Source organism: Pseudomonas sp. D8002 (genome assembly GCF_013385695.1).
Lineage (GTDB): Bacteria > Pseudomonadota > Gammaproteobacteria > Pseudomonadales > Pseudomonadaceae > Aquipseudomonas.
This window is the reverse complement of record NZ_JACAPM010000028.1, coordinates 1-20,906: the sequence shown is the minus strand read 5'-3', so window position 1 is coordinate 20,906 and position 20,906 is coordinate 1. Positions and strand designations below refer to the sequence as shown.

Sequence of the window (20,906 nt, the reverse complement as noted above, 5' to 3'; positions counted from 1 at the left end):
CATTCATTGATACCCGACAGGCTCTCGCTTGCTATGCTGACTCTTCACACGGAGTAACGGCATGGTTTCTCAGGCGCGGGTATTCAGGACTTACAGCCTTCTGCTGGCATTGATGCTGGGGCTCTCCGGCTGCGCGTCGTGGTTCGCCGACGATACGCCCGCCCCCGAGGTGCGTCTGGTCAAGGTCGACCCCGTGCGGGTCAAGTTGCTGGAGCAGAAGTTCAAGCTGTATTTCCGCGTGGATAACCGTGACGACAACGACCTGACCGTACGCGGCCTGGTTTACAAGGTCAGCCTCGGCACGATGGTGCTGACCGAAGGCGAGTCCAACGAATGGCTGACCGTGCCACCCCACAGCCACGCTTTTTTCCGGGTATCGGTGCGCACCAACCTGTGGCCGCAGATCCGCGATGTGGTCGACATGCTGAAAAATCCGCGCGATCCCGTGCCCTATCGTCTTGAAGGCGAGTTGAAAACCGGTTTATTTATCGGGAACGACGTGCAGGTGTTGCGCAATGGCGAGATAATCCCCGGCGATTTTATTCCGGAGCGACATCGATGACTCAGCAACCCCATGTCCATGGTCCCGACTGCAACCACGATCACGATCATCATGATCACGACCACGGCCATGTCCACGGCCCGAACTGCGGCCACGCTCACCAGGAGCCGGTGCGCAATACGTTGAAGGACGTGGGTCGTAACGATCCTTGCCCGTGCGGCAGCGAGAAGAAATTCAAGAAGTGCCACGGGGCTTGAGTTAAGAAACCCGATTCTCGAAACACTGCACATCCAAATGTGGGAGCGGGCTTGCTCGCGAAAGCGCAGTGTCAGTCAACCTCTCTGATACTGATACACCGCTTTCGCGAGCAAGCCCGCTCCCACATTTAGCCTGCATTTCAAGGCCAGGATTTGCGCTGAAACTCCAACACCACCTCCAATCCCCCACCCTCCCGATTGCTCAAGCTCAACCGCCCGTCATGGGCACTGGCGATCGTATGCGCGATACTCAGCCCCAGCCCGTAACCACCGGTTTCCACATTGCGTGAGCCTTCCACCCGGTAAAACGGCTCCATCACCTGTTCCAGTTGTTCCTGGGGAATCCCCGGCCCACGGTCGCTGATGACAATCTTCAAGCTGTCCGCCTTGTCCTCTACCCGCACCACCACCTCGGAGCCATAACGCACCGCGTTCTCCAGCAGGTTCTGCACACAACGCTTGAGACTGCGGGCATACCCCGGCAATGGCTGTTTGGCCCGCCCTTCTATCGTCACCGTCTCGCCCACGTCCTGCAGGTCCGCCTGCAAGCTTTGCAGCAAGGCGTTGATGTCGATGTTCTGGCGCTTCTCGTTGATTTCGCCGCTGCTGACGAAGTCCAGGGTGCTGGAAACCATGTGCTCCATTTCTTCCAGGTCGCTGCGAAAACGTTCCTTGGTGCGGTTGTCGTCGAGCATTTCCGTACGTAACCGCAGGCGCGTAATGGGCGAGCGCAGGTCGTGGGAAATCGCCGCCAGGAAGCGCGTCCGCTCGGCGATATTGGCGATCAGCCGCTGCTGCATGGCGTTGAACGCCTGGGCGGCGCGGCGCACTTCGGTGGGCCCATCGAGGGCCAGCGGTGGCCGCTGGATGTCCCGGCCCAAGGCTTCGGCAGCCTTGGCCAGGGCGTTGAGCGGGCGAATGGCCAGGCGCACCGCCACCAGGGCAATGATCACCAGCACCAATACCCGCAGCAGATAAATGCGCATCACGTAATCGAACAGCAAGTCCATCGGCGAAGTACTGGTCCAGCCTTGTTCCTCGGTGGCCTGCACCTGCAGCCAGCGCCCGTCCGGCAAACGCAGGTCAATCAGGAATTGCCCCACCACAGGCCTGGAGCTGAGCAGAGTCGACAGCCCGGCATGCTGGCCCTCGGCATCCAGCAGCTTGAGGCTCAACAGATGCAGGTTCTGGGTGTAGCCGGTTTTCTCCGAGAGCACTTTATTCAGCAAGCGCTCGGTGGCCTGGTCGCTGTCGCTGATGCTGCTTGTCACATCACTGGCCTGGTCACTCAGGGTCAGGCGAAAGCGCGGCGTATCAAGCAGCTTGATCAGCACATCCGCCTGCGCCGGATCGCTGTGTACCAGCCGCACCACGTCCGCCAGCCGCGTGGCGATCAGCCGGCTGGGGATTTCCAGCACCTGGCCGTGGCGCATGTCGTACCAGATGCTGCTGGTCAGGGCCTGGGCCGCGAGCATGCCGCTGACCAGGATCAGCACCAGCCGGCCGAACAGCGAACGCGGCAGCAGTTTCACGATTGCAGCGCCACGTCGTCGGCGGTGAGCATGTAACCCTCGTTGCGCACGGTCTTGATCAACCCGGCCGGCAACTGCGAGCGCAGTCGGCTGACGCACACATCAATCGAGCGGTCGAACGGCGTGCTGTCTTTGTCGAACACGTGGTTGAGCAAAAAGTCGCGGCTCAGCGGCCGGTTGGGATGCTGCAACAACAGGCGCAACACCCGGTAATCGGAGTTGCCGAGGCTGACCACCACGCCTTCCGGCGAAAGCAATTGGCGGGCCCGGGTGTCCAGCTGCCAGCCGGCAAAGCTGATGCTCGGTGCTTCATCGAGCCGCGCCCGGTCCGGAAAACTCTGCACCCGGCGCAGCACCACCTTGATCCGCACCAGCAACTCCCGCGGGTCGAACGGCTTGGGCAGGTAATCGTCGGCGCCGATTTCCAGGCCGACGATCCGGTCGATCAGCGTGCCCTTGGCGGTGAGCATGATCACCGGCGTGTTGGAGCTGACGCGCAATTCGCGGCACAAACTCAGGCCGTCTTCGCCGGGCAACATCAGGTCGAGGACGATCAGGTCGATGACATTCAGCGCCAGGCGGCGGCGCATTTCCTTGCCGTCGCCGGCGGTGGACACCTGGAAGCCGGCGTCACTCAGGTAGTCGCACAGCAATTGGCGGATTTGCGGGTCGTCATCAACGATCAGCAGGTGGTCTTGCTTGGCCATGGGGCAATTCGTCCGAAACTCAAAAGGCAGGAGATAGCCGAAACTTCAGCCAGGAGTACGCGCAAATGTAATGGAATGTTGTGGGAAGCGGTAATCACGCATCCACATTACAAAGCCACGGCATGGCGGCCGGTATCGGTCTTTAGACTACCGAATCTAAATGAGATTAATTGTAATTTAGCCTAGGTCACTCCGAATGCCATTGCCTACCCCGCGCGCCCTGTCGCTGCAATCTACCCTTGCGCCGATGTTCGGCCTGCTTGCCGCCGGCAGCGTTTCTCCCACCGCCTGGGCCGATGCGCCGGTGGCGGCGTCGAATGATTCAGTGCTGAGCCTGCCGGAAATCAAGATCGACGGTGACGCCACTTCCGCCTTTAAAGTCGACCGGGTGACCTCGGCAAAAATCAGCCAGCCGCTGCTTGATGCCCCGCAAAGCGTAACCATCGTCCCGCAGCAAGTGCTCAAGGAGCAAAACGCGCAGACCTTGCAGGAAGTGTTGCGCAACGTGCCGGGCATCACCTTCATGTCCGGCGAAGGCAACCTGGGCTGGGGCGACCTGTTTTCGATTCGCGGGTTTTCCTCGGAGCAGAGCCTGACCGTCGACGGTGTGCGCGATGCCGGCCAATCGACCCGCACCGACACCTTCAACCTGCAACAGGCAGAAGTGTTCAAGGGCACCGGCTCGATCGAATCCGGCGTTTCCGCGGTAGGCGGCAGCGTCAACCTGGTGAGTAAAGAGGCGCATCTGGGGGATGCCAACAAACTCTCGGCCGGCATCGGCACCGACAGCTACCGCCGCCTCACCGGCGATTTCAACCAACAACTGAATGACACCACCGCCCTGCGCATCAACCTGATGAAGCACTACAACCAGGTGGCCGAGCGTGACGACGTGGACTACGACCGCTGGGGCATCGCGACCTCCCTCGGCTTCGGCCTGGGCACCGACACCCGCCTGTTTATCGACACCTTCTACCAGAAGGACGACAACACGCCGGACGGCGGTGTGCCGATCCAGCGCGGCACCGACGGCGACCGCATGCCGGGAGTCAAGCGCTCCAACTGGTATGGCGACTCGCACCTGTACACCCAGCAGACCAAAACCACTTCGCTGACCACCCGCTTCGAGCATGATTTCGACTGGAACGAAGCGACCCTGAAGAACCAGACCAAGTGGGAACGCACCGACAACTTCGCGGTGCTCTCGCCCGCGCGCTTCTTCGCCGCCAACGGCAATGGCCAAAAAACCTGCACCGGCACGCGCTGTGCGACCTTGGGCTACACCGGCGTAGGACCGATCAGCCAAGTGCCCGGCAGCACGGTAAATGCCTACCCGGGATACGCCAACAGCGGTAACACCGCCTACGGTATTTTGCGAGGGAGCGACTTCGGCCAGTCGACGCGCTACACCATCCTCGACAACCAGACCGACTTCGCCTTCAAGCTCAATACCGGCGGGCTGGAACACGCGGTGGTCAGCGGGCTCGAGTTCTATCACGAGACCTACGGCGGCCTGAAACGCAACGCCGAAGTGCCGGCCGGCGATCTGTTCTTCGACATGAACGACCCGAACCACAGCTTCGCCAGCACCGAAGTGACCAAGGGTGAAGGCCAGCCACGCTCAGTGATCGACAACGCCGGCATCTACCTGGGCGATACCGTCACCCTGAATGAACAGTGGCAAGTGCTCGGCTCCCTGCGCTACGACAACTGGCAGGCCAAAACCACCCAGCGTGGCCAAGCGTCCATCGACAGCACCGACGGTGCCGTGAGCGGCCGGGTCGGCGCGGTGTACAAGCCGTTGCCTAACGGCAGCATCTACGTGTCCTACAGCGAAGCGGCACAACCGTCAGCCCTGGGTGCGTCGACCAACAACCAGATCTACGGCGCCGCGAGCACCAGCAACTACACCCCGGCCAAGTCGAAGACCTACGAGATCGGCACCAAGTGGGACATTGCCCACGACCTGCTGAACGTCACCGCCGCGATCTTCCGCACCGAACTGGACAACTCCTGGGAATACCAGGACGGCGAAAGCGCTCCGGTACGCGCCCTCCCCGCCAAGCGCGTAGACGGTGTGGAACTGGGCCTGCAAGGCAATATCAGCCCGCGCTGGACGGTGTACAGCGGGTTCTCCGCGCTGAAAAGCACCCAGACCAAAGGGGCCAACAAAGGCGAGGAAGCCAAGAACGTTCCCGACCTGACCGCCAACCTGTGGACCACCTACGCCGTCACCGACGACCTGAGCCTGAGTTACGGCGCGCAATACGTAGGACGCCGCCGCTACAGCGACAACAAATACGTCGGCGGCCTGAACAACAACAGCAGCTACGCCACCGGCCCGTCCGGCGTGTACGCGATCTACACCCGTGACCACGAAAAGGCCCCCGGCTACTGGCTCAACAACGTGGCTGCGCAATACAAAGTGACCAGGCAAACCACGGTCAACCTCAACCTGAACAACGTGTTTAACAAGTTCTACTACAGCCAGATCGGCGCGTCCCTGGACGGCTTCCAGCTCTACGGCATTCCGGGCGCCGGGCGCACGCTCACCGCCAGTGTCGACTATGAGTTTTAAGCCGTGCTGATCGAAATCCCCGGCCTGTTGAGTGCCGAAGAAGTCGCGGTGGCCGTCGCCACCCTGCTCGATCAACCGTGGGTCGACGGCAAGGTCACTGCCGGGCAACGCTCGGCCATGGCGAAAAACAACCGGCAGCTGTCGGAAGACGCGCCGGTAGCGATTCGCCTGGGTGAGCAGATTCTGTCGCGGCTGTCGGACAACGCGCTGTTCATGTCCGCCGCCCTGCCGAAGAAAATCTACCCGCCGCTGTTCAACCGCTACAGCGGCGGCGAAGCCTTCGACTGGCATATCGACAATGCGATTCGCGGCCTCAAGGGTGTGCGCGAACGGGTGCGCACCGACATCTCCGCCACCTTGTTCCTGGCTGATCCGGCCAGCTACGACGGCGGCGAACTGGTGATCCGCGACACCTTCGGCGAGCACGCGGTGAAGCTGCCCGCCGGGCACCTGCTGATTTATCCCGGCAGCAGTTTGCACAAGATCAACCCGGTCACCCGCGGCGAGCGCATCGCCAGTTTCTTCTGGGTCGAAAGCCTGGTGCGCGAAGACAGCCAGCGCCAACTGCTGCTGGACATGGACGTGGCGATTCAACGCCTCACCGCGCAACACGCCGACGACCACGCGCTGCTGCAACTGAGCGGCGCCTATCACAACCTTTTGCGGCGCTGGAGCGATGTCTGATGCGCCGCCTTCACCTGGAGTTCTCGCCATGCTGAAACCCCGCAACTTCCTCAAGCTGGGCGCGCTGTTTGCCGTGCTGATCCTCGGCCACGCCGAAACCGCCGCCGCCCATGAAGTCACCGACGTGCTGGGCCGCAAGGTCGAGGTGCCAGACCACGTGCAGCGCGTGGTGCTCGGCGAAGGCCGGCTGATTTCGGCCTTTGCCTTGCTGGACAAGGACGCGCCATTCCAACGGATTGTCGGCTGGCAGAATGACTTGAAACTGTTGGACGCCCACACCTATAACGCCTACGTGGCGAAATTTCCGACGGTAAAAGACATTCCGCTGATTGGCCAGGCGTCGGAGCAAAGCGTCAGCGCCGAGGAAATTCTTTCGCTGAAACCGGACCTGGCGGTGTTCAGCATTTCCGGCCATGGCCCGACTGAACACAGCCCGGTGGCGGACGTGTTGGCCAAGGCGGGCATTGCAGTGTTGTTCGTCGACTTCCGCATCAACCCGGTGCAAGGCACCCACGCCAGCATGACCGCCCTGGGTCAGGCCCTGGGCCGGGAAACCCAGGCCAAGGCGTTCCTCGACTTTTATGACCAGCACATCAAGGTGATCACCGACGCCGTCGCCACCTTGCCGGCCGGGCCGCGCCCGAGCGTGTTCCTGGAATTGCTGGCCGGCGCCTGGCAGGCACCGGGGCACACCACTGGCAAGAGCGGCATGGGTGAAGTGATCAAGCTGGTGGGCGGGCGCAACATCGCCGCCGACGTGGTGCCGGGGGCGCTGGGAGATATCAGTGTCGAGTACGCGCTGAAAGCTGACCCGGATGTGTATGTGGCCACCGGCAATCACAAGCCCGGGTTGATTCTGGGTGCTGGCGTGAGCAACGAAGACGCGCGTGCCGCGTTTGATACCGTGCTGGCCCGCCCTGAGTTTGTGAACCTTCGGGCGATTCGTGAGGGCAATTCCCACGGTCTGTGGCATGACTTCTACAACTCGCCGTACAACCTGCTGGCGATTGAAGCGCTGGCCAAGTGGGTGCATCCGGAATTGTTCGCCAAGCTGGATCCCAAGGCGACCATGGAAGCGATGAACCAACAGTTCCTCGGCATGCCGCTGCAGGGTGCTTACTGGATTGATGGCAAGGCCAAGTAACTAAGGCTCACAACCCATTCCCTGCCTGTACACGGTTCCTGTGGGAGCTGGCTTGCCTGCGATAGCGGTGTTGGATTCACCATCGCCATCGCAGGCAAGCCAGCTCCCACACTGACCGTGTACCGGCAGGGATTTTCGTCGTTTTCAAGGCTGCGAATCCAATGACCACTCAAACCCTCGACCTCGCCACCGCCAGCCAAGGCTATCGCCGCCTGCTGGCCCGCCGCTTCTGGCTGCTGGCCCTGCTGGGTGGCGCGCTGATGTGCGCGATCCTCGTGGACCTGGCCAGCGGCCCGTCGGGCATGGGCCTTGGCGCCCTGCTCGATGGCTTGCTGCACCCGGCCCACCTGAGCGCCACCGACCAGGTGATCATCTGGAACGTGCGCCTGCCCTACGCCTTGATGGCGGTGTTGGTCGGTTGCGCGCTGTCGCTGGCGGGCGCCGAGATGCAGGCGATCCTTAACAACCCGCTCGCCAGTCCATTCACCCTGGGGGTTTCCTCGGCGGCGGCGTTGGGCGCGTCCCTGGTGATTGTGTTTCCGGTGACGACGCTGTGGGTGTCGGTCAATACGGCGATTTCCATTTCAGCCTTTGTGTTTGCCGCCGCCTCGGTCTTTTTGCTGCAAGCCATGTCGCGCCTGCGCGGTGCCGGGGTGGAAAGCCTGGTGCTGTTCGGGATTGCCCTGGTGTTCAGTTGCAACGCGGTGGTCGCCCTGTTGCAACTGGTCGCCACCGAAGATGTGCTGCAACAACTGGTGTTCTGGACCCTGGGCAGCGTGACCCGGGCCAACTGGGACAAGCTCGGCATCCTCGCGTTGGTGGTCGCCGTGGTCATGCCCTTTTCCTTCGCGGCCGCGCCACGCCTGACCCTGTTGCGCATGGGCGAAGACCGCGCGCAAAGCTTCGGTGTCGATGTGAAGCGCCTGCGGTTTTTCTCGTTGTTGCGTATCAGCCTGCTGTCGGCCACCGCCGTGGCGTTTGTGGGAACCATCGGATTTATCGGCCTGGTGGGTCCGCACATCGCGCGGATTCTGGTGGGTGAAGACCAGCGCTTCCTGCTGCCGGCCAGCGCGCTTGTCGGCGCGTTACTGTTGTCGCTGTCATCCATCGCCAGCAAGCTGATCATGCCCGGGGTGATCGTACCCGTGGGTATCGTCACCGCGCTGGTGGGCGTGCCGATTTTCGTGTTGCTGGTGTTCAAGCGCGGGAGGCAGTTATGAGCAGCGGGCTGTCGATTCAGAACGCCCAGGTCAGCTACGGCCGGCGCCAGATTGTGCATGACCTGAGTTTGCCAACCTTGGCCCACGGTAGCCTGACCGCGTTGATCGGGCCGAACGGTGCGGGCAAGTCGACGTTGCTGAGGGCGGTGGCGGGGCTGGAAAAGATGCAGGGCGTTGTCAGATTGGGTGACCTGGACCTGACGAAAATGTCCGTCGGTGAACGCGCCCGGCGTGTGACCTATATGCCGCAAAATCTTCCGCCGGGCTTGAGCCTGAGTGTGATGGAAAGCGTGATCGCGGCGCTGCGGGTGGCGAACGTCGAGGGCATTGCGCTTTCAAGCGACGCGTGCATGCGCGAGGCCTTTGATGCGTTGCAAAGGATTGGCATCGCTCATCTGGCGGATCAGCTATTGAGCACGTTATCCGGCGGCCAGCGGCAACTGGTCAGCCTGGCGCAACTGATTGCGCGTCGGCCACAGGTAATGCTGCTGGATGAACCCACCAGTGCGCTGGACTTGAACTACCAGTTGAAGGTCATGGATTGCGTGCGCGACCTGGTGCGGGAACACAACCTGATCGCCGTGGTGGTGCTGCACGACATCAACCTCGCGGCGCGCTATGCCGACCATATCGCGGTGCTGCGCCAGGGCCGGCTGTACGCCAGTGGCGCGGCGGATGACGTGCTGGATACGGCGCTGTTTGCCGAAGTCTATGGTGTGCGGGTACGCATCGAGCGATGCTCACAACAAACGTTGCAGGTGTTGGTGGACGGCGCGGTGGCTTAGATCCTCTGTGGCGAGGGAGCTTGCTCCCGTTGGGCTGCGTAGCAGCCCCAAAATCTGTGCACGCGCGTCTTCAGGCGGACTGAGGTGAGGCACTCGGGAGCGCTTCGCACTGGAGCTCCAGCCTGGTCCAGCGGGGAGCAAGCTCCCTCGCCACAACGGTCACTCCAGCAACTGTTTGGAGGAAATCACTGTGGCGTACTCGCCGTGCAGGTTGCCCAACGACATGGCATGTACCGCCTGCGCCGAATGCATCTGCCCGAAAAAGTCCGCCTTGTCGAAGGTGTAGCAGGCATCTTCGATAACCCACGTCTCAAACCCCAGGTTGCCGGCACTGCGGGCCGTGGCCTCCACCGAGTTATGGGTGGCCACGCCCACCAGCACCACTTGCCGAAGCCCGGCCTCATGCAACCTCGCTTCCAGCCCCGTCCCACAAAATGCGTCCGGCACCCGTTTCTGGATCAACTGCTCACCCGACTGCGGAATAAACGCGTCCTGAAACTCCACCCCCGACTGCTGCGGCCAGAACACCGATTCCGGCGAATGGGACAGATGCTGCACATGAATCACCGGCCAGCCTTCGCGCCGCCAATGCGCCAGCAACGCCAGCATGCGCGCCTCGGCGTGCGGATTATTGCGCCGTCCCAGCCTGGGATGGTGAATGCCTTTTTGCTGGTCAATCAGAATCAACGCTGCGCCCGCACGAATTTCCATATCGATAGACCCAAATGTTTCATTGAATTTTCGTCACCCTAACATCACCTATACCTACAGGCATTCGCTCAAGCATCACCACCCTTGGAGAGCTTCATGATCGACCTGTATTACTGGACCACCCCCAACGGTCACAAAGTGTCGTTGTTCCTGGAAGAAGCCGGCCTGCCTTACGAGGTACACCCGATCAACATCGGCCAGGGCGATCAGTTCAAGCCCGACTTCCTGAAGATCGCCCCCAATAACCGCATCCCGGCCATCGTCGATCAGAACCCGACCGACGGCGGCGCGCCGATTTCCCTGTTCGAATCCGGTGCGATCCTGCTGTACCTCGCGGAAAAAACCGGCAAGTTCATTCCCCAGGACCTGCGTGGTCGTCAGGAAGCGCTGCAATGGCTGTTCTGGCAAATGGGTGGCCTGGGGCCGATGGCCGGCCAAAATCACCACTTCAGCCAGTTCGCCCCGGAAAAGATTCCCTACGCGATCAAACGCTATGTGGATGAGACCGCCCGCCTGTATGGCGTGCTGGACCGGCGCCTGGCCGACCGCACGTTCGTGGCCGGCGAGGAATACAGCATTGCCGACATGGCGATCTACCCGTGGATCGTTTCCCACAAGTGGCAGAGCCAGAAGCTGGAAGACTTCCCACATGTAGAACGCTGGTTCAACCACATCAAGCAACGCCCGGCGACGGTGCGTGCCTATGAGCTGGTGCAGAAGGTCAATCCGCCAAAATCCTGAAGGTCAACGGGATCAAAATGTGGGAGCGGGCTTGCTCGCGAATGCGGTGGATCAGCCACAACTCTTTTAGCTGATACACCGCATTCGCGAGCAAGCCTGCTCCCACACTGATTTGTGCCCGACTGGAAACCTTACGCAAATCCTGAAATAAGCATCGCCTCCCGCTTGCGTCGTTTCGCCGCGCTCACTAACGTAGCGCCTTTACTGACGCTACCCCCCGCAGGAGCTTTGCCATGGCCTCGCCAGCCCTCTCACACTTTCTTCCCCGGTTCGGCGTTGCCGCGGCAATTGCCAGTGCCTTGGGCCTGGCCGGTTGCCAGTTACAGAGCACCCAAGACACCCTGCCTCCGGTTTCCGGCGTACAGCCGATCAAGGGCCTGGCGCAGAACGTTTCGGTGCGCCGCAACAGCCAGGGCATCCCGCTGATTGAAAGCAGCACCTTCCACGATGCGCTGTTCACCCTGGGCTACGTGCACGCCAGCGACCGCATCACCCAGATGGTCGCCCTGCGCCTGCTGGCCCAGGGCCGCCTGGCGGAAATGTCCGGGCCGGATGTGCTGGATGTCGACCGTTTCATGCGGGCGGTCAACCTGCGCAAAAGCGCCGGCGAGCTTTATAACGCCTCGTCGCCGCGCCTCAAGCGCTTCTTTGAGGTGTATGCGCGCGGGGTCAACGCCTACCTGTTCCGCTACCGCGACAAGCTGCCGCCAGACCTGGCCCAGACTGGCTACAAGCCTGAATACTGGAAGCCGGAAGATTCGGCGCTGCTGTTCTGCCTGCTGAATTTCAGCGAATCGACCAACTTGCAGGAAGAGCTGTCGTCATTGGTGCTCGCGCAAAAAGTCGGTGCCGACAAACTCGCCTGGCTGACCCCGAGCTACCCGGATGAACCGCTGCCAGTGGCCGAGTCCGACAAGCTCAAGGGCATCAACCTGGGCCAGATCCCGGGCCTCGCTGCGCTGACCAGCCTCAGCGAGCACCTCGGCACCCTCAACACCCTGGGCACGTCCAGCTCCAGCAACTGGGCGATCGGCCCGCAGCGCAGCCGCAGCAACAAGAGCCTGCTGGCCAATGACCTGTCGACCTCGATGCAGGCCCCGTCGCTGTGGAACTACGTGCAGATCCGCTCGCCGAAATACCAGGCCGCCGGTGTGTCCATCGCCGGTTTGCCAACCCTGCTTTCCGGCTTCAACGGCAAGGTGGCCTGGAGCATGAGCCAGGTCTCGGGTGACACCCAGGACGTATTCCTGGAGAAGGTCAAGCGCCAGGGCAACGCGCTGTACTACGAAAACAACGGCAAATGGCTGCCCGCCATCGTGCGCAATGAAACCTACTTCGCCAAGGGCCAGCGGCCGATTCGCGAAGCGGTGTACGAAACCCGCCACGGGCCGCTGCTCAACAGTGCCCAGTCGCTGACCAGCGGCTACGGCCTGGCGTTGCAAACCGCCGATTTCAAGGACGACAAGAGCCTGGACGCGTTCTTCGACCTGTCCCGTGCGCAAACCGCCGGTAAAGCGTCTGACGCCACCCGGGAAATTCGCGCAATTGCCTTGAACATGGTCTTCGCCGACGCCAGCAGCATTGGCTGGCAAGTGACCGGGCGGTTCCCCAACCGCCGTGAAGGCGAAGGCCTGGTGCCATCGCCGGGCTGGGACGGGCGTTTCGACTGGGATGGCTACGCCGACGCGATGCTGCACCCCTACGATCAGGACCCGGCCCAGGGTTGGATCGGCACGGCCAACCAGCGCACCATTCCCCGTGGCTACGGCATGCAACTGTCCAACTCGTGGGCCGCGCCGGAACGCGCCGAACGTATCGCGCAACTGGCCGGCAGCAGCAAGCATGACAGCCGCAGCATGATTGCCATGCAGTACGACCAGACCACCACGTTTGCCGCCAAGCTCAAGAGCATGTTCCAGGCGCCGGGCATGGCCCAGCCGCTGAAACAGGCGATCGATGGATTGCCGGTGGCAGACCAGGCCAAGGCGCGGGAAGCACTGAGCCGCCTGATGGCCTTCGACGGTCGGCTGGCATCCACCTCCGCCGACGCGGCGATTTATGAGTTGTTCCTGCAGGAAAGCGCCAAGCAGATTTTCCTCGACGAACTCGGTCCGGAAAACAGCGCCACCTGGAAAGCCTTTATCGGTAACGCCAACCTGTCGTACTCGGCGGTGGCCGACCACTTGCTGGGGCGCGAAGACAGCCCGTTCTGGAATGACGCCCGCACCGGGCAGAAAACCGACAAGCCGGCGATACTCGCCCGCAGCCTGGCCGCCGCGATCACCGCAGGCGACAGCGCGCTGGGCGCCGATCACAAGGCCTGGCAGTGGGGCAAACTGCACAGCTACACCTGGAAGAACACCAGCGGCCAGGCTATTCGCGGCCCACTGGCCGCGGGCGGCGATCACAACACGCTGAACAGCGCACCGTATAGCTGGGGCCAGAGTTTCGACACGACCCAGGTGCCGGCGCTGCGGATGATTGTCGACTTCGGCCTGGCGGAACCGATGATGGGCCAAAGCGGCATCGGCCAATCCGGCAACCCGGCCAGCCCGAACTATGCCAATGGCATCGACCCGTGGCTGAAGGCGCAATACCTGAGCTTCCCGATGCAGCCACAGAACTTTGACGGGGTGTACGGGAAGACGCGGTTGACACTGGTGCCGGGCAAGTAACCCGGTTTCCCAGACTCAACCAAATCAATGTGGGAGCTGGCTTGCCTGCGATGGCATCAACCCGGTCTGACTGTCAGACCGAGTCGCCAGCATCGCCGGCAAGCCAGCTCCCACATTTGATTGCATGCATTCCGATAGAACTTCTCCACCCGCCCTCGCCTCATAATTAACAAGCCCACCTCCACGGCACGCCCATGGACCTTGTTATCGCCCGGCCCGAAGGCCTCTACTGCCCCGCCGGGGATTTCTACATCGACCCCTGGCGCCCGGTGGAACGTTCGGTCATCACCCACGCCCACGGCGACCACGCCCGCACCGGCAACCAACACTACCTGGCCGCCGCCCCCGGCGAAGGTATCCTGCGCTCGCGCCTCGGCCAGGACATCAACCTGCAAACCCTGGCCTACGGCGAAAGCCTGCGCCACCACGGCGTCACCTTGAGTTTCCACCCCGCCGGCCATGTCCTCGGCTCCGCCCAGGTGCGCCTGGAATACCAGGGTGAAGTCTGGGTCGCCTCCGGCGACTATAAAGTCGAGCCCGACGGCACCTGCGCGCCGTTCGAACCGGTGCGCTGCCATACGTTTATCACCGAATCGACCTTCGGCCTGCCGATCTACCGCTGGCAGCCCCAGGCGCAGATTTTTGCCGGGATCAACGACTGGTGGCAGGCCAATATCGCCGCCGGCAAGGCCAGCGTGTTGTTCTGTTATTCCTTCGGCAAAGCCCAGCGGATTCTCCACGGCATCGACGCCAGCATCGGCCCGATCCTCAGCCATGGCGCGGTCGAACCCTTGAACCGGGTGTACCGCGAAGCTGGCATCTATATCCCTGAAACCCTCTACGCCGGCGACTTCAAAAAAACCGACCCTTTATTGCGCCAGGCCCTGATCATCGCCCCGCCCTCCGCCGGTGGCAGCACCTGGATGCGCCGCTTCGGCGACTACAGTGACGCCTTCGCCAGCGGCTGGATGCGCCTGCGCGGAACCCGGCGTCGGCGCGGCGTGGATCGCGGCTTTGTGCTCTCGGACCACGCCGATTGGCCCGGACTGTTATGGGCCATTGAGCAAACCGGTGCCGAGCGGGTAATGGTCACCCACGGTTCTGTGGGCGTATTGGTCAGGCACCTGCGGGAAAAGGGCCTGGATGCCCAGGGATTCACCACCGAATACGGCGATGACGAAGAGGAGGCCACGTCATGAAAGCCTTCGCCGAGCTGTACGCCAACCTCGACGCCACCACCTCCAGCAACGCCAAGCTCGCCGCCTTGCAGGCTTATTTCCTACAGGCGCCCGCGGAAGATGCTGCGTGGGCGGTCTACTTTTTATCCGGCGGCCGGCCCCGACAACTGGTGCCCACCCGGTTGCTGCGGGACATGGCCACCGAAGCCGCGAGCATTGAGCCGTGGCTGTTCGAAGAGAGTTATCAGTCGGTAGGCGACCTGGCGGAAACCATTTCCCTGCTGTTACCGGAATCGCCCCACACCTCGGACGATGGTCTGGCCGTGTGGCTGGAAGAAAAACTCCTGCCCTTGCGTGGCCTGCCGCCAGAAGAACTGGCAGAACGCCTGCCCGCGTTGTGGGCACAGCTGGATCAGCCGAGCCTGATGCTCTGCATCAAGCTGATCACCGGCAGCTTCCGGGTCGGTGTGTCGAAGTTGCTGGTCACCCGCGCCCTGGCCGCCATGGCCGGGCTGGACAGCAAACGCGTGGCCCAGCGGCTGGTGGGCTACACCGACCTGTCGAACCGTCCGACGGCCGAAGGCTACTTGAAGCTGATTGCCGCCGAATCGTCCGACGAACACGCCCAGCGTGGCGGGCAGCCTTATCCGTTTTTCCTGGCCCATGGCCTGGCCCAGCCGGTGGAGCAGTTCGATGCCTTGCTCGGCTCCCCTGCTGACTGGCAAGTGGAATGGAAGTGGGACGGTATCCGCGCACAACTGGTCAAGCGCGAAGGCCGCTTGTGGATCTGGTCTCGGGGCGAAGAACTGGTCACCGAGCGCTTTCCGGAGCTTCATGACCTGGAAAACAGCCTGCCCGATGGCACGGTGATCGACGGCGAAATCGTGGTGTGGAAGGACTCGGTGCAACCCTTCGCCCTGCTGCAACAGCGCATTGGCCGCAAGACCCTGGGCAAGAAAATCCTCGAAGACGCGCCGGTCGCCGTGCTGGCTTATGACCTGCTGGAACACCACGGCGAAGACTGGCGCAACCACACCCAGGCCGAACGCCGGGCGCAACTGGAGCTGGTGGTCAGCGACTGCGACCAGCCAATATTGCGCACGTCGCCAGTGCTGATCGGCGATAGCTGGCAAGACTTGGCAGAGCAGCGTGAGGCGTCTCGCAGCCTGGGCGTGGAAGGCATGATGCTCAAGGCCCGGGACGGGCTCTACGGCGTGGGCCGGACCAAGGACATGGGCGTGTGGTGGAAGTGGAAAGTCGACCCGTTCAGTGTCGATGCCGTGCTGATCTATGCCCAGCGCGGCCATGGCCGGCGCGCCAGCCTGTACAGCGACTACACCTTTGCGGTGTGGGACGGCCCGCCCGGTACTGAGCGTACGTTGGTGCCGTTCGCCAAGGCGTATTCGGGGCTGACCGATGAAGAAATGCGCAAGGTCGACGCCATCGTACGCAAGACCACCGTGGAGAAATTCGGCCCGGTGAGCAGCGTCACGCCGAGCATGGTGTTTGAACTGGGTTTTGAAGGGATTGCCCTGTCCAAGCGGCACAAGAGCGGAATTGCGGTGCGTTTCCCGAGGATGTTGCGCTGGCGCCAGGACAAGGCCGTCGAGGAAGCCGACAACCTGGCGACCCTGCAGGATTTACTGGCCTGACACGCCTCTCACGAACGCCACCGATCAATGTGGGAGCGGGCTTGCTCGCGAATGCGGTGTGTCAGTCAATACATGTACCGACTGATCCACCGCATTCGCGAGCAAGCCCGCTCCCACATTTGAAAACCTCACACGCCCCAAAATAATGCATAGATTGATCAATGCCCATTTTCGGGCATTTCCTACTGGCACAACTCCTTAATCTCACCTTTTAAAACGACCATTCGGAACTATGGTGCAGAAATTGCTACTTGAGTCCGGTCTGACACCGTTCAGTAACAGTCCTAACCGCGCCACAAGCGCTTATCTTGGTTTCCAGGGATTACATAATGAAAAAAGCATTGCTGACCCTTTCTGCACTGGCTCTGTGCATGGCCGCCGGTTCCGCGCTGGCCAAGGAATACAAGGAATTGCGTTTTGGTGTCGATCCGTCCTACGCGCCGTTTGAGTCTAAAGCCGCTGACGGCAGCCTGGTGGGCTTCGATATCGACCTGGGCAATGCCATCTGTGCCGAGCTGAAGGTCAAGTGCAAGTGGGTCGAAAGTGATTTCGACGGCATGATCCCAGGCCTCAACGCCAACAAGTTTGACGGCGTGATTTCCTCGATGACCGTGACCGAAGCCCGTGAAAAGGCGATCGACTTCTCCAACGAGCTGTTCTCCGGCCCGACTTCCCTGGTGTTCAAAAAGGGCGCGAACTACTCCACGCCTGAGTCCCTCAAGGGCAAAAGCGTTGGCTACGAGCAAGGCACCATCCAGGAAGCCTACGCCAAGGCCGTACTGGACAAGGCCGGTGTCACCACCAAGGCCTACGCCAACCAGGACCAGGTGTACGCCGACCTGACTTCCGGCCGCCTGGACGCTTCCGTGCAGGACATGCTGCAAGCCGAACTGGGCTTTTTGAAGTCGCCAGCCGGTGCTGACTACGAAGTCAGCAAGGCCATCGACGATCCACTGCTGCCGTCCAAAACTGCGGTCGGTATCAAAAAAGGTAACAAAGACCTCAAGGCCTTGTTGGATAAAGGTATCAAAGCGTTACACGATGATGGCACCTACGCCACCATCCAGAAGAAACACTTTGGCGATCTGAACCTGTACAGCGGCAAATAATGCCTGGGGCGCCCTTCCTCTGGAGGGGCGCTTTTTTATCGCCATAGGTCCTGATTTATGTTCGAAGATCTTTTGCAAACCCTGGGGCTCAGTGCCTTCAGCTTGAAGGGTTTCGGCCCGCTGTTGCTGCAAGGCACCTGGATGACCGTCAAGTTGTCGGTGTTCTCCCTGGCCGTCAGCGTGTTGCTGGGCCTGCTCGGGGCTACTGCCAAACTGTCCAGCCTGCCGTTCCTGCGGATTCCCGCGCAGATCTACACCACCCTGATTCGCGGCGTGCCCGACCTGGTGCTGATGCTGCTGATTTTCTACAGCCTGCAAATCTGGCTGACCAGCTTTACCGACTTTATGGAATGGGACTACATCGAGATCGACCCATTCAGCGCCGGGGTGATCACCCTGGGCTTTATCTACGGTGCGTATTTCACCGAGACCTTTCGCGGCGCGATCCTCGCCGTGCCCCGTGGCCAGTTGGAGGCCGCCACGGCCTACGGGCTCACGCGTGGCCAGCGGTTTCGCTTCGTGACCTTCCCGCAGATGATGCGCTTCGCCCTGCCGGGCATTAACAACAACTGGTGCGTGATGCTCAAGGCCACCGCCCTGGTGTCGATCATCGGCCTGGCCGACCTGGTCAAGGCCGCGCAGGATGCCGGCAAGAGTACTTATCAGCTGTTCTATTTCCTGGTGATCGCCGCGTTTATCTACCTGTTGATCACCAGCGCGTCCAACTTCGTCCTGCGCCGCCTCGAACGGCGCTACTCCGCAGGCTCCCGGGAGGCAGTGCGATGATCGAACTTATCCAGCAATACTGGCGCCCCTTCCTTTATAGCGACGGCCAGCACATCACCGGGCTGGCCATGACGATGTGGCTGCTCAGCGCGTCGATCTTCATCGGCTTCCTGGTATCGATCCCGCTGTCCATTGCGCGGGTGTCGCGCAATCGCTGGGTACGCTGGCCGGTGCAGTTCTACACCTACCTGTTTCGCGGCACGCCGCTGTATATCCAGTTGCTGATTTGCTACACCGGGATCTACAGCATCGCGGCGGTTCGCGCGCAGCCGGTGCTGGACGCGTTCTTTCGTGATGCGATGAACTGCACGATTCTCGCCTTCGCCCTCAACACCTGCGCCTACACCACGGAGATTTTTGCCGGGGCGATCCGCAGCATGGCCCACGGCGAAGTCGAAGCGGCGAAAGCCTACGGCCTCAGCGGCTGGAAGCTGTATGCCTACGTGATCATGCCGTCGGCCCTGCGCCGCTCGCTGCCGTACTACAGTAATGAAGTGATCCTGATGCTGCATTCGACGACGGTGGCCTTCACCGCGACCATCCCGGATATCCTGAAAGTCGCCCGGGACGCCAACTCGGCCACCTACATGACCTTTCAATCATTCGGTATCGCTGCGCTGATCTACCTGACCGTGACCTTTGCCCTGGTCGGTCTGTTTCGTCTGGCGGAGCGTCGCTGGCTGGCCTTTCTCGGCCCCAGCCACTAAGGAGCCTTCATGCGTCATCAGATTCATCCACTTGTGGCGCCGGTGCCGGGCACGGAGCGACAAATTCACAGTTTCCACTTCGGGCCGGAGCAGGCCGAAGGCAAGGTCTACATCCAGTCGTCGCTGCACGCCGACGAATTGCCGGGCATGCTGGTGGCCTGGCACTTGAAGGCGCGCCTGGCGGAGCTGGCTGCGGCCGGCCGCCTGCGCAGCGAGATCGTGCTGGTGCCGATCGCCAACCCGACCGGCCTGGAACAGGTGTTGATGGACATCCCCCTGGGCCGCTACGAGCTGGAAAGCGGGCAGAACTTCAACCGCCTGTTTGTCGACCTGTCCGACGAGGTTGGCAATCAAGTCGAAGGCCTGCTGGGAGATGATCCTGCGCACAACGTCGAACTGATCCGCGATGCGCTGACCATGGCCCTGGCGGCGCAAACGCCCGTCACACAACTGGAATCCCAACGCCTGATGCTGCAACGACTGGCGTGTGATGCCGACATGGTGCTGGACCTGCACTGCGACTTCGAAGCCGTGGCGCACCTGTACACCACCCCCGAAGCGTGGCCCCGGGTGGAGCCGCTGGCGCGCTATATCGGTTCGGAAGCCAGCCTGTTGGCCACCGACTCCGGCGGGCAGTCATTCGATGAATGCTTCACGCTGGTGTGGTGGCAATTGCAACAACGGTTTGGCGAGCACTTCCCGATCCCGATGGGCAGCTTTTCGGTAACCGTCGAATTGCGCGGCCAGGGCGACGTCAACCACGGCCTGGCCAGCCTCGACTGCCAGGCGATCATCGATTACCTGATTCACTTCGGCGCAATCAGCGGCGAGCCGGCACCGCTGCCGGAATTGCCCTACCCCGCCACACCGCTGGCGGGCGTCGAGCCGGTGGCCACAGCCGTGGGCGGCTTGCTGGTATTCAGCGCGCTGCCTGGGGAATACGTGGACGCCGGGCAACTGATCGCCGAAATCATCGACCCCATTTCCGACCGCGTAACGCCAGTGCATTGCCGCAATGCCGGGCTGCTTTACGCTCGTTCGCTGCGGCGCATGGCCACTGCCGGGATGGTCATTGCCCATGTCGCCGGCACTGAAGCCTATCGCAGCGGCTACCTACTTTCGCCTTGAGGATGCACGCCCCATGTACAAATTGACCGTTGAAGGCCTGCATAAAAGCTATGGCGACAATGAGGTGCTCAAAGGTGTCTCGCTCAAGGCCAAGACCGGTGATGTGATCAGCTTGATCGGCGCCAGTGGCTCGGGCAAAAGCACCTTTTTACGTTGCATCAATTTTCTTGAACAACCGAATGATGGCGCGATGACGCTGGATGGGCAGCAGATTCGCATGGTCAGTGACCGCCATGGGATGCGCGTGGCGGATGATGCTGAGTTGCAGCGCCTGCGTACGCGGTTGGCGATGGTGTTTCAGCATTTCAACCTGTGGAGCCACATGAGTGTGCTGGAGAACATCACCATGGCGCCGCGCCGGGTGCTGGGTTGCAGCAAGAAGGACGCCGAGGATCGCGCTCGCCGGTATCTGGACAAGGTTGGGTTGCCGGCGCGGGTGGCCGGTCAATATCCGGCGTTTTTGTCGGGTGGCCAGCAACAGCGGGTGGCGATTGCCCGGGCGCTGGCGATGGAGCCGGAGGTGATGCTGTTTGACGAGCCGACTTCGGCGCTGGACCCGGAGTTGGTGGGTGAGGTGTTGAAGGTGATCCAGGGTTTGGCTGAGGAAGGCCGGACGATGATCATGGTGACCCATGAGATGAGCTTTGCGCGCAAGGTGTCGAGCCAGGTGCTGTTTTTGCACAAGGGGTTGGTGGAGGAACAGGGTGCGCCGGAGGATGTGCTGGGTAATCCGAAGAGCGAGCGGTTGCAGCAGTTTTTGAGTGGGAATTTGAAGTAGCCCGCAGGGGTTGGGTGTATATCCGTTATTTA

The 20,906-nt window shown here is 61.7% G+C and carries 19 protein-coding genes; 16 read left to right on the top strand and 3 right to left on the bottom strand.

The window, feature by feature from the left end:
* Positions 1 to 61 precede the first annotated feature (61 nt).
* A complete protein-coding gene (locus HX807_RS16645) occupies positions 62 to 562 on the top strand; it encodes an LEA type 2 family protein (protein WP_003213697.1) in 501 nt (166 codons plus the stop codon).
* On the top strand, positions 559 to 759 hold the full coding sequence (locus HX807_RS16640; protein ID WP_003213695.1) for an SEC-C metal-binding domain-containing protein: 201 nt from the start codon (positions 559 to 561) through the stop codon (positions 757 to 759). The genes HX807_RS16645 and HX807_RS16640 overlap by 4 nt, the downstream gene beginning before the upstream one ends.
* 140 nt (positions 760 to 899) lie before the next feature.
* Here HX807_RS16640 and HX807_RS16635 read toward each other — a convergent pair whose 3' ends face one another.
* Complete coding sequence (locus HX807_RS16635) at positions 900 to 2,291, bottom strand: ATP-binding protein (RefSeq protein WP_087694265.1); 1,392 nt, start codon at positions 2,289 to 2,291, stop codon at positions 900 to 902.
* Entirely contained in the window at positions 2,288 to 2,998 is a 711-nt protein-coding gene (locus tag HX807_RS16630) for a response regulator (RefSeq protein ID WP_003213692.1), read from the bottom strand. The genes HX807_RS16635 and HX807_RS16630 overlap by 4 nt, the downstream gene beginning before the upstream one ends.
* Positions 2,999 to 3,194: 196 nt before the next feature.
* On the opposite strand from HX807_RS16630, the gene HX807_RS16625 reads away from it, so the two are divergent.
* The 5 genes from HX807_RS16625 (at position 3,195) to HX807_RS16605 (ending at position 9,409) form a co-directional block, all read left to right on the top strand.
* A complete protein-coding gene (locus HX807_RS16625; RefSeq protein WP_177050499.1) occupies positions 3,195 to 5,576 on the top strand; it encodes a TonB-dependent siderophore receptor in 2,382 nt (793 codons plus the stop codon).
* A 3-nt stretch (positions 5,577 to 5,579) separates the two neighbouring features.
* On the top strand, positions 5,580 to 6,260 hold the full coding sequence (locus tag HX807_RS16620; RefSeq protein WP_003213688.1) for a Fe2+-dependent dioxygenase: 681 nt from the start codon (positions 5,580 to 5,582) through the stop codon (positions 6,258 to 6,260).
* A gap of 28 nt (positions 6,261 to 6,288) precedes the next feature.
* Positions 6,289 to 7,404 carry an ABC transporter substrate-binding protein gene (locus HX807_RS16615; RefSeq protein ID WP_177021283.1) on the top strand — a complete coding sequence of 372 codons (1,116 nt, stop codon included), beginning with the start codon at positions 6,289 to 6,291 and terminating at the stop codon, positions 7,402 to 7,404.
* Positions 7,405 to 7,565: 161 nt separating this feature from the next.
* Positions 7,566 to 8,624, top strand: a complete 1,059-nt coding sequence (locus tag HX807_RS16610) for an iron ABC transporter permease (RefSeq protein WP_177050497.1) — start codon at positions 7,566 to 7,568, stop codon at positions 8,622 to 8,624.
* Positions 8,621 to 9,409, top strand: coding sequence for an ABC transporter ATP-binding protein (locus HX807_RS16605; protein WP_008432120.1), 789 nt, complete (start codon positions 8,621 to 8,623; stop codon positions 9,407 to 9,409). Before HX807_RS16610 ends, HX807_RS16605 begins: the two co-directional genes overlap by 4 nt.
* 159 nt (positions 9,410 to 9,568) lie before the next feature.
* Here the strand turns inward: HX807_RS16605 and HX807_RS16600 are convergent, their stop codons facing one another.
* On the bottom strand, positions 9,569 to 10,120 hold the full coding sequence (locus HX807_RS16600; RefSeq protein WP_177050495.1) for a cysteine hydrolase family protein: 552 nt from the start codon (positions 10,118 to 10,120) through the stop codon (positions 9,569 to 9,571).
* A gap of 96 nt (positions 10,121 to 10,216) precedes the next feature.
* Here HX807_RS16600 and HX807_RS16595 point away from each other — a divergent pair, with 96 nt between their 5' ends.
* The 9 genes from HX807_RS16595 to HX807_RS16555 all read left to right on the top strand — a co-directional run bounded on the left by HX807_RS16595 (position 10,217) and on the right by HX807_RS16555 (position 20,874).
* A complete protein-coding gene (locus tag HX807_RS16595) occupies positions 10,217 to 10,861 on the top strand; it encodes a glutathione binding-like protein (protein ID WP_003213676.1) in 645 nt (214 codons plus the stop codon).
* Positions 10,862 to 11,094: 233 nt separating this feature from the next.
* Complete coding sequence (locus HX807_RS16590; protein WP_177050493.1) at positions 11,095 to 13,536, top strand: penicillin acylase family protein; 2,442 nt, start codon at positions 11,095 to 11,097, stop codon at positions 13,534 to 13,536.
* Positions 13,537 to 13,730: 194 nt separating this feature from the next.
* Positions 13,731 to 14,735 carry a ligase-associated DNA damage response exonuclease gene (locus tag HX807_RS16585; RefSeq protein WP_003213671.1) on the top strand — a complete coding sequence of 335 codons (1,005 nt, stop codon included), beginning with the start codon at positions 13,731 to 13,733 and terminating at the stop codon, positions 14,733 to 14,735.
* Positions 14,732 to 16,366, top strand: a complete 1,635-nt coding sequence (locus tag HX807_RS16580; RefSeq protein WP_102606224.1) for an ATP-dependent DNA ligase — start codon at positions 14,732 to 14,734, stop codon at positions 16,364 to 16,366. Before HX807_RS16585 ends, HX807_RS16580 begins: the two co-directional genes overlap by 4 nt.
* A 329-nt stretch (positions 16,367 to 16,695) precedes the next feature.
* Positions 16,696 to 17,475, top strand: coding sequence for a transporter substrate-binding domain-containing protein (locus tag HX807_RS16575; protein WP_003213667.1), 780 nt, complete (start codon positions 16,696 to 16,698; stop codon positions 17,473 to 17,475).
* Between the two features lie 57 nt (positions 17,476 to 17,532).
* On the top strand, positions 17,533 to 18,261 hold the full coding sequence (locus HX807_RS16570) for an ABC transporter permease (RefSeq protein ID WP_134325837.1): 729 nt from the start codon (positions 17,533 to 17,535) through the stop codon (positions 18,259 to 18,261).
* Complete coding sequence (locus tag HX807_RS16565; RefSeq protein ID WP_003209532.1) at positions 18,258 to 18,968, top strand: ABC transporter permease; 711 nt, start codon at positions 18,258 to 18,260, stop codon at positions 18,966 to 18,968. The genes HX807_RS16570 and HX807_RS16565 overlap by 4 nt, the downstream gene beginning before the upstream one ends.
* A 9-nt stretch (positions 18,969 to 18,977) precedes the next feature.
* Positions 18,978 to 20,096, top strand: a complete 1,119-nt coding sequence (locus tag HX807_RS16560; RefSeq protein ID WP_177050490.1) for a succinylglutamate desuccinylase/aspartoacylase family protein — start codon at positions 18,978 to 18,980, stop codon at positions 20,094 to 20,096.
* 13 nt (positions 20,097 to 20,109) lie between these two features.
* The gene (locus HX807_RS16555; protein WP_003209529.1) at positions 20,110 to 20,874 is read left to right on the top strand and encodes an ABC transporter ATP-binding protein; all 765 of its coding nucleotides are present in this window, start codon (positions 20,110 to 20,112) and stop codon (positions 20,872 to 20,874) included.
* The last annotated feature ends 32 nt before the right edge of the window (positions 20,875 to 20,906 follow it).